The 15,880-nt window shown below is 47.5% G+C and carries 10 protein-coding genes and 1 pseudogene; 6 read left to right on the top strand and 5 right to left on the bottom strand.

Annotated elements, in window-relative coordinates; genetic code table 11:
• Positions 1-80: 80 nt before the first annotated feature.
• Complete coding sequence (locus tag AC58QT_RS28730; RefSeq protein ID WP_497411972.1) at positions 81-4,682, bottom strand: fibronectin type III domain-containing protein; 4,602 nt, start codon at positions 4,680-4,682, stop codon at positions 81-83.
• A 419-nt stretch (positions 4,683-5,101) separates the two neighbouring features.
• Here AC58QT_RS28730 and AC58QT_RS28725 point away from each other — a divergent pair.
• Together AC58QT_RS28725 and AC58QT_RS28720 are read left to right on the top strand one after the other, a co-directional pair.
• Positions 5,102-5,203 (top strand): annotated as a pseudogene (locus AC58QT_RS28725) (glycerophosphodiester phosphodiesterase family protein); the annotation flags it as partial.
• A 97-nt stretch (positions 5,204-5,300) separates the two neighbouring features.
• The gene (locus AC58QT_RS28720) at positions 5,301-6,083 is read left to right on the top strand and encodes a CPBP family intramembrane glutamic endopeptidase (RefSeq protein ID WP_497411971.1); all 783 of its coding nucleotides are present in this window, start codon (positions 5,301-5,303) and stop codon (positions 6,081-6,083) included.
• A 62-nt stretch (positions 6,084-6,145) separates the two neighbouring features.
• Here the strand turns inward: AC58QT_RS28720 and AC58QT_RS28715 are convergent, their stop codons facing one another.
• The 3 genes from AC58QT_RS28715 to AC58QT_RS28705 form a co-directional block, all read right to left on the bottom strand.
• On the bottom strand, positions 6,146-6,574 hold the full coding sequence (locus AC58QT_RS28715; protein WP_497411970.1) for a VOC family protein: 429 nt from the start codon (positions 6,572-6,574) through the stop codon (positions 6,146-6,148).
• 572 nt (positions 6,575-7,146) lie between these two features.
• Positions 7,147-7,776 (bottom strand): TetR/AcrR family transcriptional regulator, encoded by a 630-nt coding sequence (locus AC58QT_RS28710; protein WP_497411999.1) that lies wholly within the window; start codon positions 7,774-7,776, stop codon positions 7,147-7,149.
• A 339-nt stretch (positions 7,777-8,115) separates the two neighbouring features.
• Entirely contained in the window at positions 8,116-9,021 is a 906-nt protein-coding gene (locus AC58QT_RS28705) for an AraC family transcriptional regulator (protein ID WP_497411969.1), read from the bottom strand.
• 151 nt (positions 9,022-9,172) lie between these two features.
• Between AC58QT_RS28705 and AC58QT_RS28700 the strand changes: the two genes are divergently transcribed.
• From AC58QT_RS28700 to clpP, 4 genes are all read left to right on the top strand, one after another.
• Positions 9,173-11,641, top strand: a complete 2,469-nt coding sequence (locus AC58QT_RS28700; protein WP_497411968.1) for a carbohydrate binding domain-containing protein — start codon at positions 9,173-9,175, stop codon at positions 11,639-11,641.
• Between the two features lie 251 nt (positions 11,642-11,892).
• Positions 11,893-12,477, top strand: a complete 585-nt coding sequence (locus AC58QT_RS28695) for an ArsR/SmtB family transcription factor (RefSeq protein ID WP_497411967.1) — start codon at positions 11,893-11,895, stop codon at positions 12,475-12,477.
• A 12-nt stretch (positions 12,478-12,489) separates the two neighbouring features.
• Complete coding sequence (locus tag AC58QT_RS28690) at positions 12,490-12,801, top strand: hypothetical protein (RefSeq protein WP_497411966.1); 312 nt, start codon at positions 12,490-12,492, stop codon at positions 12,799-12,801.
• A 66-nt stretch (positions 12,802-12,867) separates the two neighbouring features.
• The gene (gene clpP, locus AC58QT_RS28685) at positions 12,868-13,449 is read left to right on the top strand and encodes an ATP-dependent Clp endopeptidase proteolytic subunit ClpP (protein WP_497411965.1); all 582 of its coding nucleotides are present in this window, start codon (positions 12,868-12,870) and stop codon (positions 13,447-13,449) included.
• Between the two features lie 31 nt (positions 13,450-13,480).
• Here clpP and AC58QT_RS28680 read toward each other — a convergent pair whose 3' ends face one another.
• Entirely contained in the window at positions 13,481-15,847 is a 2,367-nt protein-coding gene (locus tag AC58QT_RS28680) for a helix-turn-helix domain-containing protein (protein ID WP_497411964.1), read from the bottom strand.
• Positions 15,848-15,880 lie beyond the last annotated feature (33 nt).

The raw sequence follows: 15,880 nt of genomic DNA, 5'->3' as shown, positions 1-15,880 counted from the left end.
TTTCATTTCAATGGTCATTTTTTTGGAGTGCCGCTTAGACAGCTTCCTACAAGAATTGAACGTCTGGCGTTGTCTTCCAATCAAGGAAGTGTAACCGTGGAACCCATCAAGGGATCACGAACTGAGTTGCCTGTCGCATCAACAGCCACTACCCGGAAAGTATATGCTGTTGCCGGCAGCAAGTCGTTAACCGTATAGGCCGTAACATTGGTTACCGTATCAAGTAGGACTCCGCCTGCATAGATGCGGTACGATACAACCGCACCAGATGTATCAACAGCCGAAGGCCAGTGCAACTGCGATTCCGTGGATGTCACGTTAACAGTGGACAATCCGCTGCTGCCTCCCGGCCAATAAGGAGCTCTCACATCTGCGTATGCCTTAGCAGTTGTAACCGTGTTGAGAGAGCCTGCATCCACAAGTGGCGCCAAGACATTCGTGAAGCTGTTGCCGCTCAGCACCTGACCGTAAATCGCTTGCGTCAGCGAAATCCCTGTTTTCAAATTGACAAACTTGTTATTCTCAATAATGGTATTTCTAACGACTGGCACATCGAACGTACTGCCTTTCACGGCTCGGATGAAGAAGCCGGAAGCATCCTCATTCTGATCGGCCACCAGTCGGTTATTGCGGAATTCGCTGCCGAAAGCTTCCACTGCATAGGCTGTGTTATCCGCTTGCACCCCTAATCCAAAGCTCGTTCCTGCAAGGGTATCGATCAGCGTATTGTTATCGAAACGCGTAAAATACGTATTGTTTAATCGACGCTGTGCCTGCGAGTTGAAGCCATAGGTAACGGCTCCGCCCATATTGGTGAGCACATTGTCAGCTACAACGTTATCAAATGCGTTGCCATACAAAGAAATCGGACCCCTGCTGTCCATGCCGGTATTCCGGTACACTGTCCCCCTGGCATTAGGAACAATGAACGAAAACTTACTCGTCCGGTCCGGCGTAACATCCCAAGGCGTTGCCACCGTCATCGTATTCCCGATCACTTGCGTCACATCGCGCACTTGCCCGATTCCTCGGCCCCCTACGATGATGACTGCCAATTGGCCGTAACGATGCGGATAGCTGTAGACGTTGCCGCTCACCGTTGCTCCAACACTGAGCGGGGCGACTGGCGCTACGGTCAGCTCCGTACCCGCAGCCCCCAATACTTCGCCATAATTGAACGTGCCGCTTGGCGATTCATTCAATACAATCTCGCCGTCATTGTTATCACGTTCCTGCGTGCCGATTCCTTCCATAATGTTACCCGCCACATAGTAATCTGATTTGACATTGAAGCCATGGATGTCTAAACCGTCCATCGGGTGCCCGATCAAATGATTGTTCTCATCGATCACATAACGGGCTAGCATGTGAGTAGCTCCGCTTGCGTATTCGAACGTATTGCCCAGCACCTGAGCATAGGCGTTGACATAGCCCGTCACAATGCTCGCCGCCCTGCCTTTGAAATGATTGCGAACAATAGCAACATGCTCGTCGGCAATGATGCCGAGGGCACTCGCTTTACCCGTCATCGCCTCCAGCGGTGTATCGATGCCGACTTCTGCAACGAACAGTTCACTTGCGGTGCGAAGCGAATTGTCCGTCACTGTAGCTCCCCATGCATGGCCAAGCCAGATGAAGAAATCCGGATAGACCGATGGATTGAATACGTCCAGTGTCATGCGCGCCACACCTGCACGACCGGCAGTCTGGCCATCTCCGGACGAAACGATCAGCGTGCCGGTGCTGGTACCGGCATAGGCGAGCACCGTATCCGTCTGGCTTTCGCCCAGGAGCACGACGCCAGCCGGGAGCCGTATCGTTGATACCCGATAAGTTCCATTCGGGAACCATACAACGCCGCCTCCGTCTTCATGCGCCTGATCAACGGCGCTTTGCACCGAAGCGGTGTCATCGGTTGTTCCGTCGGCGGTCGCGCCGTAATCCGTCACATCATGCACGTCGTTCCAGTGGAAATTAGCGGCCCAGGCGACGCCTAGCCCCAGCGGATCATCGCCTGCTTCCGTTACGGTCAACAGTTGACCGTTATTCAGCCGCACCCAATTGCCGTCTGCGTAATTGCGCACCTCAACCCAATACGCTTGCGTTGGAACTTGATCGACGGTGAAGGTGACAGCAAACGGATTCAGCTCGGTAATCGGCATTTCATACACACTACCAGCAGCGCTCTTCAGCCTGATTGCCGAATCGGCAGCCGCACCTCCGAATTCCCGTGCATCAAAATTGCGGCCAACAAGCTTGATCTGCTGCCCTTCAAACGCCTCCCGCTCGGATATAAACTGTGGTCGCGGATCGTTCAGCGGCTCTGCCTCGCTCCAGCCATATGCGTTGCGAATCCATACGGCGTATGCGCCGGGACTCATGTCTTCGGGCAAGCGCGATACGACAAACGCGCCCTGGTCATCCGTCTGCACGACATCCAGCAAGCGAGCGCCGGCGGACGGCGCGTTGGCGCCGAGCTCCGCGTAGTCGTCGATGGCAACTTCGACTTCGGAAGCAGTCATGCCGTAACCGGAAACGGTAAACAGCGTGCCGGGAGCAACCGCGTCGGATATGCGCAGCACGACGGGAGGCTGCTCCCAAGCCTCTACTTGGACGATTAGCGGAATCGCATCCATGCTTCCCGTCAACAATTGGGCATCGTCGACAGCAAACTCAGCCTTGATCTTATAAGAACCGGCATACAGCGGCGTATAATAGATCGTTGCCGCACCGTTTGCATCCGTAACGCCTGAGCCAATATTCTTGTCAATATAAGTGCCAACATAAGCACCTTCCAACTCAAACGAAACGGACTGGCCTACGAGCGGAGCACCGGCGCTGTCCTTCAGAATGGCACGAAGCTGTACGGTTTCGTTCGGATGATCGACGACCAGCGATGTGTCTTCAAATTTCAGACTGGTCGCTTCATACACTGGAATCGCAACGGATGCGCGTGCTGCAATGTCCGAATAGCGGAATTGGCGAATGGTGCGAATGCCATATTGATATACGACGCCCGGCTCTAGATTTGAATCGACGTACGTGCTCGTGCCTGAACTTACGCTTCCGATTCGGGTAAAATCGGCATCGCCCTGCTTTTTACGCAGGAGGATGGTATCGTCGCTTCCCGTAGCCGTCCACGTCAAAGCTACCTGACGCGTGCCGGCAATTACGGCCTGCAGATCCGACACGGTCGGCGCTATCGGCGTATCGAAGAAGATGCCTTCTACATTCGCTTGCGTGCCGGCAAGCTTCGTAAACCGCAGCTTGAAGCTGCCTCTCACCAGATAAGAGACATATTTGCCGCCGTTAATCGTATCAACCGTCTGCGCATCCAGCACATTGCCGCTTGCGTCCAGCAGTTCAAACTTCTCGACATTCAATTCCGTCGACCCGAAGTCCGTCGTGTAGAAGCTCACCTGATGAGGGGTGTTGTCCATCAACGTAAACGAATGCGTCAGCGTAGTGTACGTATAAACGGTCATCATTTTACGGATGCTGCCGTCCGGCATCCAAAGCGCGCGCACGTCTGAAGATGGGTTCTGCACGACATTATAGCCATTGCTGCCCCCGAGTGTATAAGCACTCACATAAGATGGGAGACTCGCGATATGCGCCGGTGTCGTCGCGTCCTTGCCGGATGCAGTCGTGGCGGTAAAAAACGGCAGAATGTATCCGTCACCACCATAGGTGCCGATCCAATTGCCCTTGGTCATCGTATCCTGCCCCAAAAAGTAGGTCGGAACAGGCGTGGTCGTGGCCGTTACGGTTGGCCCGTCCTCGCTCCAATTGCCGGCTGCGTCGCTGGCCTGCACCTGGAACGTGTACCCTGTCTCCGGCACAAGCCCTGTCACATCGTAGGTATAGACGCTGCTCCCTACAGTTGCAAGCTGCGTACCATTGCGGTAGATACGGTACTGGGTCACACTGCGATTGTCCGTTGCCGCATTCCAAGCTAGATGAACGTCAGACGGTGACTCCTGCGACGAGGTCAATGAGCTACCTGATGGCCATACCGGCGCCGACGTATCCGGTACGGCCGGCGCATCGAAGAAAAAGCCCTGCACAGGCGCCTGCGAACCGGCTTGCAGCGTAACGACCAGCTTAAAGCTGCCCTGCACGCGATAAGTCACGTATTTGCCGCCGTTAATGGTCGATATCGTCCGTGAATCAAGCACTGCTCCGCCAGCGTCGCGCAACTCGAACCCCATCTGGATCGTCTCCGTCGATCCGAAGTCAGTCGTGTACACGGAGAATTGATGCGTTGTGCTGTCCGATAATGTAAACGAAAAGGACATGGTGCTGTACGTATATACGGGAAATCTTTTACGCGTACTGCCGTCCGGCGATTGCAGACCTCGTGGATCCGCCTGATTGCCAGAGACCCAATAGTTGGACCCTGTTTTACTGTAAGCGCTAACATAAGAAGGCAACTGCGCAACATCAGCAGCAGGCGGCGTATCCCTATTGTTCATTGCAGTTGTCGCGTAATACGGCAATACATAGCCTTCACTCCCGTACGTGCCCACCCAATTCCCTTTCGTAGTCGTATCCGTCCCCACAAATGAAGCAGCGGATGCGCGAGCCGACAGGGACCCAAATGTCATACCACTAAAAACAAGCGATAAAATCAGCAAATAAACAAACCAACTCCACTTCTTCAATCTCTGAGTCAAAGCCATATGCGATGCTCTCCTCCTTAGTCAATCGTACGAATGCGTTAGCCTGATTTCTGGCATGCGTGCTCGCAGCCCCCTTTCTACTTGTTGCATTAATCCATTCGAATACAGGCAAGCTTATTCTAAGGTAAAAGCCTATCGGAAATATATCATCAAAAATTCGCATTGCTTTGAACACCGCCTGTGCATAACGTAAATCATATGTCACCCCGATAAATTTCATTGTCCTGATGTTAGATGTTGTCAGCACACCTTCTACAATAAATCCTAAATACAAAAACTTATAGGACTCACCTACAAGTCAAGTATTGGGTGACAAATAGGTTTTGAAGTACTTCTAACAAATAATTGACTACCATCTCATTCAACTAACTTTCCCAGTTAGTTCAATTGGTATCTTCGAGGCATTTTCCACGAAATCCTTTGATACGCCAGAGGATTTGAAGCGACTGCCTAAAGGGTATACACGAGGGATTTGGACGAATCGGATAGATGAGATTGCCCCTGTATCTAAAGGGAAATAGCGCAGCGTAAGTCGGTCATAAAATTAATCACCTACTTTTTCCATTTATGTGTATACTGGATCTGTTATAAAATTCCAAGAATGGAGATGTACATAGGATGTCAGTAAAATCGAAAAAAATGGGTAAACCTTCACAGGGGCGGCCGATTCTGTACTCAATGCTGCTTGGTGTTGTATTAACCTTACTTGTATCCATCGCTGCAGCCATTGCTACGATTGCCGAGTTAGGGGATACAGGGATTATGGCTGCGCAAGGCTGCGCATTTCTAATCATGGCGCTTGCGATTACGCTGCTTATGAGAAGGAAAGACACCACCATGGCTGTCTTTGGCTTTAAACGGTTCATTTTACGCGAACATCAGCATGCACTCTACTATTTTCCTTTACTTGCGATCGCTGTCGTGCAACCTCTGATGGGTGGACTCAACTCGAGTCTTGGCGTAGATGAATTGTTGCTAATCCTCATATTCACGCTTGTGGTCGGCTATACCGAAGAATCAATCTTCCGTGGCATGATCAAAGAAAAGCTGAGCGGCAAAAGTTCACTGTTTTATATTATGTTTTCTTCTATTTTCTTCGGCATCCTGCATATGGCAAACGCGTTTAGCGGGAACGGTCTACTAGCAGTAATCATGCAAGTTGTGAATGCTTTCTTACTCGGGCTCATTCTTGCCCTATTAATCGAGCTGACAGGGAATATCCTACCATTGATCCTTTTTCATTTCCTTTTTGATGCTTTAGCTAAAATGACCGACCCTGCGCTGGATGAGCATGTAGTACTTGTCGTATCGATACTAAATGTGATCTATCTACTTTATGGCATCTATCTGGTTCTCGCATTATCACGCAGAAAAAAAGCAGCGATTTCAATATCAGCATAACGCCAAAACAGGTTCTTCCTTTAAGGAAGAACCCGTTTTTCTCAGTAATACACTGCCTTTTATTACGCTTGTTCCTGCTCTTCAAAAGCACTCATGTTCATATAGGCCAACTCCCAAATATGTCCATCTGGATCCTGGAAGCCCCATTGATACATGAAACCGTGATCTGCTGGATCGGTATATAATTTCCCACCCAAGGAAACCGCTTTGTTGACGATTTCATCAACTTTCTCCGGGCTTTCTGCTGACAATGCAAGTGTCAATTGTGCATACTTTTCGGTGTCGGCGATTTCTTTTTTCGTAAAAGACTTAAAATATTCTTCCGTAAGCAGCATGGCAAACATATTGTCGCCAATCACAAGGCAAGCCGCTTTCTCCTCGTCTGTGAATTGCATATTGAATTCAAAGCCGAGCTGCGTGAAAAACGCCATTGATTTTTTAACATTATTTACATGAAGGTTCACAAAAATATGTGTGGATGTAAATGCCATTTCTATCACCTCTAAGATTGGATTTTTTATTAAAATTTTTCTGTATATCGTTTGAAATTGTCCATGATCGCTTGCCAGCCCGCCTGCTGCATGTCAAGGGAATGGGTGCTTTCCGCATCAAAAATTTCAACAAGTGATGTGGTCCGGTTCAGCCCAAAACCTGCATACTTTTTCTACCTGTGCATTGAATGACGGTCTGAAAAGTTACTCTCGTTTTTGGATCGCTTGTTTCTACAATGAAGCACCTCACTTTAATATTGTTTTTTTACTCTCATTTATTTAGACGAAACCCGATTGCAATATTCATCGGTCCAATTGTTCAGGAAGCCCAAATCGTAAAAATAATTGCAGAGAATTAAAAATTACGATTTAGCCTGTTCATAAAACTCAATATGGCTTCAATGCGTATTTTACCAGCGCATTCTTCGCAACAAAAATACTTAACCTTTCTTTCCTTTGCTTGCTTATATTTTAGCGAACCTTCGTATGCTCTGAATGTTTTTTTACAACATTGACATACGACGTCATAGTAAAACATTTCCAGCATCGATATCCTCCTCCTAAATGTCACATCACTTTTTAGTCGAAATATCGAAGATTGTAAGCAGTTCTCTCGTATATTCTTGCACATCTAAATGAGGCTTTCTCATTAATTCCATGGTGAATCCGTCAATGGCATTTCTAATTGTTAACGCCATTACCCTTGCCGATGGTTTGGTAAATTCCCGAAAAATCCCTTCTTGCATTCCTTGGATGAGAATCTTTTCAATTGGAAGTAAAATGGCTTCATCGTGTTCTGCTGCAAACTGAAGTTTACCATCAGCAGTTATCGTTTTAGAAACCAATTCTATAACAGCAAAAACATGCTGCCGATTTTCAGCTACAAACGCAAGATTGGATTCAATATACACTCGAAGCATCTCTTTAGGAGATTTTTGAGCTTCTATTCGTGGAGCAATGTATGATTGCCAAGCTATATAGTATTCAATAGTGATTTGCTCCAATAATTCCTCTTTATTTGCAAAGTGATAAGAGATAACCCCCTTACTAATTTTTGCGCGTTTTGCAATTTGTCCTAAAGAGGCTTGAGTGTAACCTACTTCTGCAATTGTTTCAATCGCACATTTCACGATTTGAGCTCTACGGGCTTTTTCGATGAATGACAACTCTTTTTGGTCAGTTGGTTTATTTTTTTTATCCATGTTCATATTTTAGTACAGTCGTACTAAAAAATCAAACAAAAAAACCATTTAGTCGAATATTATCTAAATGGTTTTTGAACCCTTTTATACAACTATCCTGCCCGTTTAAATAGTTTAGTAGTGTTGGGTGACAAATAAGTTTTGAAGTACTTTTACAAACGCAGAAAACGCTTTGGTGCCATAAACCGTCCAAATAAACTAATAAAATATCAAATTGTCCGAAAATTTGAACACAACGAAAGGCAATATCGTAACAATTGTCAAATGTAGTTCTGAGAACGAGTAACTTTGGACTATGCATCAAGGGTTGGAATTAATCCTGATCTTATCCATTCATTTCTATTCAAATTGGAACTCTATAGGTTTACGTCGGTAAGCAGTAGGGGAGCATCCTGTCCATCGTTTGAATTGTTTGCTGAAATGCAGACCGTCCTGAAAGCCAAGCTTCGCTGCGATTTGATCGAGGGATTGTTCGGTGTTGTTAAGCTCAAGTCTAGATTGATGAAGAATCATATTGGACATATAAGCTTGCGGTGACATGCCGAATATTCTACGAAATACCCGATAGCAATAGGATGGACTATAACCTAGTTCATCTGCCATTAGGGTTATTGTCCGTTTGGCAATCTGTCCAGTACGAGCGCCAATGCTGCCGCCCTTGACCGCGAGCTCGATCTGTTCGGCCATCCTATAAGCAATTATGTTTCCAGAAGGATCCATTCCATGCTCAGCAGGTGTTTCATTGAAACTACCTAGAATCGCGAACAAGGAGAATAGCTGGGAAATCAACTTCAAGCGGATAGCCGGATGTCGCATATCTTGACCGCGATTGTGCTGCAGCATATGGATCAGCTGCTCGAATGGTACGCGAATCTCCCTCTCTAGTGCGGAATCTCGTCTATGCAGACCGCTACGATGCTGAATGAGGATCGTGCGAAGCATATAATCCTCCACGTCGAAATGCAAAGTGAAGTATGTAATCGGCTTCTCACGGGTACCAATGATTTGACGCCTCATGCCGGGCTTAATGATTAGCAGATCACCCTCTAGCATCTCAAAAGTTTGGTCTCCAACTTGAACATCTTGAACACCCTCTAAGAGAACATTGAGTTCGAATATGGGGTAGTTAAGAGGATAGGTCCACCAAGGAACAAGTGTCTTCCTCCAATGTGACTGATAGATCTTAAATGCCGAATCCACGTTAGGAATGTGGATCGTATCGTAATTCGGAGCCTCGTATAACATGAATTCCCTCCCTGAGCGAATAAATTTGAACAAATTGTCCATATGTCTACCATAGCATGATCTGTCCATATTCTGACATGCAATGTCCATTCTAGTCGTACTTTCTTCGGTTCATAATTAGATTAATTCCATGAAGGAGGCGATTATTAATATGATTAAGAAATTGCTAGGCATCTGGACCCTATTAGCTATGCTTGCTGGTTTGTGGGGGGTTCAGTCAGCAGGTGCTGCAGACAAGTTAATTAGCAATTTCGGTTTTGAGAACGGTCTCACCGGTTGGTCCACATGGGGTGGGACAAGTGGGCAAAGTTCCAGCACTACGCAAAAGCATTCCGGCACATCCAGCGCCAAAATTACCGACAACGTCACCACCACGCAGTACGGACTCGAAAGCGCCAAAATCGCCATTTCTTCCAACACGATCTACATGGTCTATGGATGGGCATATATTCAGAGCGGCACTGCGGACTTATCCATCCGATTCTACGACAGTAGCCAGAATTATATTTCAAGCACCGTTGCGTCCAAAAACTCGCCGACTAATGAATGGACGTATTTGAAAGCAAAAACAACTTCTCCATCCAACGCCGCATATGCGACAGCACTTGTATCCTCAAGCGCCGCGAATACGGGTACGGCATATTGGGACGATATTTACTTGACCTCCGCCTTTACTGATCTCGGCGAGCAAGTGTATGGCGAAGCTCAGCTTCACTCGGCTGTCTTCGGGGTTGATGGATCCGGCAACGGAGTCATCTATGCGGTCGCTGACGGTTCGACATCCAATCCAACCGGTGTGCCGGCCAAAATGACGATTGTCGATTACAACAATAACACGGTCGTCACCTCGAAGCCCTTGAATGGCTCCGGCGTAGCTTGGGCGGCGATACGAGCGACCGACAACAAAATCTACATGGGTACCCCCAACACTGGCCGCTTGTATCAATATACGCCAGGAGCCGCGAACGTAGTAGATCTGGGTGTTGCCTTATCAGGCCAGAACCACATTTATGCACTAGCCGCCGGCGCAGGTGGCAAGGTCTTCGGGGGAACAGCTCCGAATGCGAAGTTTTTCAAGTGGGATAGCACCAATGGTTTTTTCGAAATTCAAGCTTCCAATCCGGTTGCCGCTGGGGAAACGTACGTGCGCAGCATGGCTTATGACATAGCGAACAACCGCACCTATCTCGGTACCGGCACCGACGGTCGACTGATGTATTTCGATAATGATACCGGGAATCGATACAACATCCTGCCTAGCGCCTATAGTGGGGAAACTTGGGTGTACTCGTTGGATTATACGGGCGGCAAGGTGTTCGCTCAGCTGAAAGAGAGCAACAAGATGATCGTCCTGAACGTCGTCCATAACACTGGCGCCGCTCCTACCGTGACACTGGACAAAGAAATCTCGGCCGTTCACTCGCTAGGCGTCTCCAATGCCGTGAACAACAAGGTGTACTATACCGCTGACAGCATTCTGCATGAGTATGACATCGTAGCTAAGACAACCGCTTCCCTCGGCTTCAACCTTGGAACGAATGTAGCAGCCGATATAGGCGTCGTCCAATTAACGGACCAAACGAACTGGCCGGGTTACACGGTTGTAACACTGGGGTATGTCAGCGGGGAGATGAAGCTGTTCAAGTACAACATTCAAACCGGCGCCACTTCGACCACCGTGCTTGACTTCCCGGATACGTCCACATCGATTCGCAGCATGACGGAAGGACCCGACGGCAAAATTTATACAGCCGGCTACCTGACCGGTGGTCTCGGAGTATACTCACCGATCCGTGGCGATCTGGACGAAACGAAGTTCGGCTTCGGGCAAGCCGAGAACATGATCACATACAACGATAAGTTGTACCAAGGCGTGTATCCGGGGGCTCGTATTTATGATTATGATCCGGTTACAGGAGTGAAGAACCAGTTGTTCGAGCTCAGCGGCGACGAACAGGATCGACCGTTCGGCTTGGCGGCCGGTGACGGCAAGCTGTTCGTCGGGACCGTCCCTGGGTACGGCCACCTGGGAGGAGCCTTGACGGTCTATGACATTGCAACCGGCGCCGTCAACACGATCCGCAACATAGTCAACGATCAAGCGGTCATCGCACTTGCCTACTACAACGGCTATGTGTACGGCGGCACCTCGATCTGGGGTGGCAACGGCAGCACGCCGACGACGTCGCAGGCGAAGTTCTTCCGTTACAACGTAGCGACCGGCGCCGTCAACACTTATACGCTGCCGGGTGTAGGCTCCAGTGAGATTCAAGCGATCACCTCTGTGTCACTTGATTCCAACAACAAAATTATGTTCTGGGCGGAAGGTTACCTAATGAAGTATGATCCGTCTACGAACACCGTTACCAATAAAGGACAGAAGTTCTCGATCAATTACACCGTCGGCCAGCAAAGCTTCGTGTTCTTCGACGGGCATATGCTGATCGGCAAATGGGGCGATTTGTACGGCTCGATTGGCGGCAACCTCTTCGTTATCGACAGTGCAACAGACGCCGTGTCCACAATCTCAACCCCGGTAAGCGCAAGCGGCATCGCCCAGGATGAATTCGGCAATCTTTACTTCAAGAATGCAGACAATCTGTGGCGGTACGCATTCTAATCCTTGACCAGATAGAATAGAAGAAGCCTGCGAAATTTCGCAGGCTTTCTTCATGTCTGAATATTACCACCTATATTGATACTGTCTAGGTGCAGTCAACTTGACACCTAGCCGTTTCGCAGCCGTTCGAGGCCAATAAGGGTCTCGCAATAACTATAGTAGTACTACTCCACGCCCATTGACTTTCCTCTCCCAACGTAATAAAATATTTTTACGTAACAAATACTTTGTACACGGAGGCTATCCTCTCCATGCCACAAGAAAAAGATATCCAAGACAGCTATTGCATCCATTCGCCCGAACAGGCAACGGTGCTGCTTAATCCGCTTCGTGGTGAAATCATCGCTCAGCTACTTGAACCTGGATCCGCAACGGAAGTCGCGCGCACATTAGGCGAGACCGCTCAGCGTATTAATTATCATCTCAAAGCGTTGGAAAAAGCCGGCTTGGTACAACGCGTAGGCACACGCCAGGTTCGTAATTTAGTCGAGGTGCTGTACCGATCCATCGCCAAAACCTTCGTGCTCGCCGAGTCTCTCAGCATGAAGCCTGAAACTCTGCAAAAGCTGAAGGATCAAAGCTCACTCGCACATCTCATAACGACCTCCGAGCGAATTCGGCGAGATGCGATGCTGCTTATGGAAGAGTCCGATGTCGGGGATGTCATTCCGAGTGCGACCTTACAGTTTCAAGTCCATTTATGCACCGAGCAGGAGCGGCAGTCATTCATTGAAGAATACACCGCAATGGTTGGGCAGCTGGTGGCACGCTATTCAAGCAAGGAACAGGAAACTTATCAAGTTTTGCTTGCCGTATACCCCAAACCGAAAGCATGAGGAGGTATTTGCATGGGTCAAGAAAATCAAGATAATCAAGAAACCGAGTCCCGCCCAGCTTTAAATTCCAAACAAACCCCTGTTATCACTTGGGAACAGCCACAACCAACTGAACTTAAACCGGATTCCTCAAGCAGTAATGTGATCGACATGGATACTTACCGCCGATTGAATGCCACTACCATAGACACCGAAGCCACAGTGACCGTGCGCGAATTGCCCACTCTTTTGAATGAAGAACCTGTTCGTCTAATCATTATTTCCTCGGGCTTTGGCCAAAAGCATGCTGTGCAAGCCAACACGATTCGTTGCCAAGCTGCTTAATCAGCTAAACCATGTAGTCCATTAAACAAAAAGAACCTAATTTCCATATATGAAAGGATGATTGCAATGAGCTTTATTCCTATGGTTGTCGAACAAACCGCGCGCGGCGAGCGCTCGTATGATATTTATTCCCGTTTGCTCAAGGACCGCATCGTATTTCTTGGTACAGAAGTAAATGATCAAGTTGCGAACGCGATTATTGCCCAACTATTGTTCCTTTCCGCGGAAGACCCTGAGAAAGATATCTCCCTCTACATCAACTCACCTGGTGGATCTACCTCAGCGGGACTTGCGATTTATGATACGATGAACTTCATCAAGCCTGATGTCTCCACCATTTGTGTCGGGATGGCCGCATCCATGGGTGCTATTCTTCTAACAGCCGGTGCTCCTGGCAAACGTTTTGCGCTTCCCAATGCAGAAGTCATGATTCATCAACCTTGGGGAGGCGCTCAAGGGCAAGCAAGTGATATCCACATTCGGGCGCAGCACATTCTCAAAACGCGTCGCGTTCTCAACGGCATCCTCTCACAAACGACCAAACAACCGATCGAAAAGATCGAGTTGGATTCCGACCGTGATTACTTCTTAGATGCGGAAGATGCACGGGCGTATGGATTAATTGATAAGGTCATTGAACGCATTTAACTGTCCAAATAATTACCAAAAAAGAGCTGCATCAATGCAGCTCTTTTTTGTGTAGGGTGCGGTATTCATTTGGTGAAATGCCTTCCACTTTCTTGAAGACTCTAAGAAATGTAGTACGACTGTGGATCCCGACGATCACGGCAATTTCGGTAACGCGCAGATCCGTTTGTACCAGCATTTCCTTTGCTTTTTCAATGCGTACCTGATTGATATAGTCCGTTAAATATTCATCTTTTTTATCTTTAAACACCCTAGATACATACTTGACGGAAACGCCCATCTCTTCGGCAATTTGCTCGAGCCCGAGATCTTGTGCATAGTGATCGTGGATATACTGTTCGATTAGTGATACGAGGTTGCCCGATTTCGAAGCACCTTTTTGGGCTTTCGTCATTTCGATTATTCGCTTGAAAAATTCACAAATCGTTGACTCCAGTTCTTTTGTGCCAAAAAACGACTCTTCGTAGGCACTGCCGTTAAAAGGAAGCTCTCTCTCCATACTCAGCTGCGCGACTTGTTGTCCTTTTTCTGCTAAAAAACGAACGCCTGTCACATACATTTCCTTATATAACTGAAGGGTATGCTCATAGGAAATACTTCGCTGTTCATTGCTTTCTACGATACTCGCTACGACATCCATCACAGCCTGCACATCACCGAGCTTTAAGTAATTTACAATTCTTTGCTCATCGTGAAGCGAATACCGATAGCTGTTCTCAATCGACATTTGATTGGAATCGACAATTTGAAAACGCTGATCTTTATTCCGCTTGCTAACCGCCGTCATCGCCTCGTTATAGGAAGCTCCAATATCATTCACATTCTCATAAAATGTACCGATACCGATCGTAATATCATAATACATGCGAATATCGTACTCAAAAATAGCAAGCATGCGTTGGAAAGCGGGATGCAACAGCTCCGTCTCCTGCGGACCATTCATATTGATTAAGCATACAAACATATTTTGACGGTGATCCAAAACGTAACAAGGTACTTGACTGCCCAGCAGATTCCATACAATCTTTTTAATGCCATTAATAATAAAAATGCGTTCTGTATCCTGGATATCCTCATAGAAGGCAGCTTTGAAATCGAAAAACACGGTGCAGCATATATATCCGGAACGGGTGAATCCGAAGCCCGCCCTCAACGTCTCACGTAAAATTTCTTCCTGATTGATCGTGTGGCCTTTTAACAAAAATAACAGCGAATACTCCACATACTCGTGAGTCTGCTTATCATATTTCACTTTAACCAGCTGGTGGCTATCGGACATCCGATGGATTCCCTGCTGAATGAGCTCGAACTCGTCGGCAGCGGCACTGACCTCATGCTCTCCGTTCACTGACACGCTTTTCTGGGCAATAATGTCCCGGATATTACGAATCGGATTATAGATGCGAAGGCTGAACACGAACGAGAATACGATGCCCATTACCATGAGCACCACACACAGCAGCAGTGTCATTTGCAAAATACCGACGGTATAATGATTGAATTCAGCAAGAGGTGTGAATGAGTAGTAATTCCATCCGTACATATCAGATTTCACATATGCCACTAGATAACGTTTACCACCGATGTCCAACTCCTTGGAAAGGCTATTTTCATCAAAGGAGGCTTTTAATTTCTGGGCTGCTGACGTATCGTTCAAGTACCCTTTGGCATCATACATAAGTTCCTGGTTACCATCAAAAACGACAAAGCTAGTTGAACCGAATACGGCTCCCCCCTTCAATGTCTTTTCGATGGTCTCCACAGCGATATTGATGACCATAACCGCATTATGGTTACGGATTCGGTTGCTCATCACGATGGGGATTACATGTTTGACGTGCACTTTTTCCTGAATGACTTGCGAAACCGGAAGCAGCTCTACACTTTTCTTTGAGCTCATCTTGTTCATCCAATAGGTGGCGTCATATTTTTCATACTTGTACATGTTGTTAAAAAAAGATTCAAAATAATTGACACCACCGCTGACATAGACGTCCTGGTTATCGATATAGACGAACATTGAATCAGCAAAATGGCTGACGATGTTCTCGTTGCGCTGCAAAATACGCGGTAAACGCCACAGCTCGGATTTGACCTCTAAGCTTTGCGTATTTTTGGGCATGAACAATGTCTGAACCGTATCATCGTACAGGAAGCTAACGCTGGTTTCCTGTGCCGTTTTGATATAGGAATCCACCGTATTAGCCGAAGAATTCAGGTTCGTTGAAATACGCTGATTAAACTCCTTTTTCATGAGACTGACGGAATACCCATATTCAGAAACACCGATAATGATAATCGGGATTAAAAGAGACAGGAAATAGCCCAAAATAGTTAGGAACAGTCTGTTGTGCTTATTTTGCATGCCGCTAAATTGCTTTGCCCATGGTATTTTCACAGCTATCCCGCCCTCTTCCCCGCTCCGATGTTA

This window comes from Paenibacillus sp. J31R109 (genome assembly GCF_059692055.1).
The sequence above is the reverse complement of the archived record's forward strand: the minus strand, read 5'-3'. Positions and strand labels throughout refer to the sequence as shown.

What these genes read in the sequence shown, in the direction of transcription:
- AC58QT_RS28730 (WP_497411972.1), bottom strand. Translation starts at nt 4,682, where the DNA reads ATGGCTTTGACTCAGAGATTGAAGAAGTGGAGTTGGTTTGTTTATTTG.
- AC58QT_RS28720 (WP_497411971.1), top strand. Translation starts at nt 5,301, where the DNA reads ATGTCAGTAAAATCGAAAAAAATGGGTAAACCTTCACAGGGGCGGCCG.
- AC58QT_RS28715 (WP_497411970.1), bottom strand. Translation starts at nt 6,574, where the DNA reads ATGGCATTTACATCCACACATATTTTTGTGAACCTTCATGTAAATAAT.
- AC58QT_RS28710 (WP_497411999.1), bottom strand. Translation starts at nt 7,776, where the DNA reads ATGGATAAAAAAAATAAACCAACTGACCAAAAAGAGTTGTCATTCATC.
- AC58QT_RS28705 (WP_497411969.1), bottom strand. Translation starts at nt 9,021, where the DNA reads ATGTTATACGAGGCTCCGAATTACGATACGATCCACATTCCTAACGTG.
- AC58QT_RS28700 (WP_497411968.1), top strand. Translation starts at nt 9,173, where the DNA reads ATGATTAAGAAATTGCTAGGCATCTGGACCCTATTAGCTATGCTTGCT.
- AC58QT_RS28695 (WP_497411967.1), top strand. Translation starts at nt 11,893, where the DNA reads ATGCCACAAGAAAAAGATATCCAAGACAGCTATTGCATCCATTCGCCC.
- AC58QT_RS28690 (WP_497411966.1), top strand. Translation starts at nt 12,490, where the DNA reads ATGGGTCAAGAAAATCAAGATAATCAAGAAACCGAGTCCCGCCCAGCT.
- clpP (WP_497411965.1), top strand. Translation starts at nt 12,868, where the DNA reads ATGAGCTTTATTCCTATGGTTGTCGAACAAACCGCGCGCGGCGAGCGC.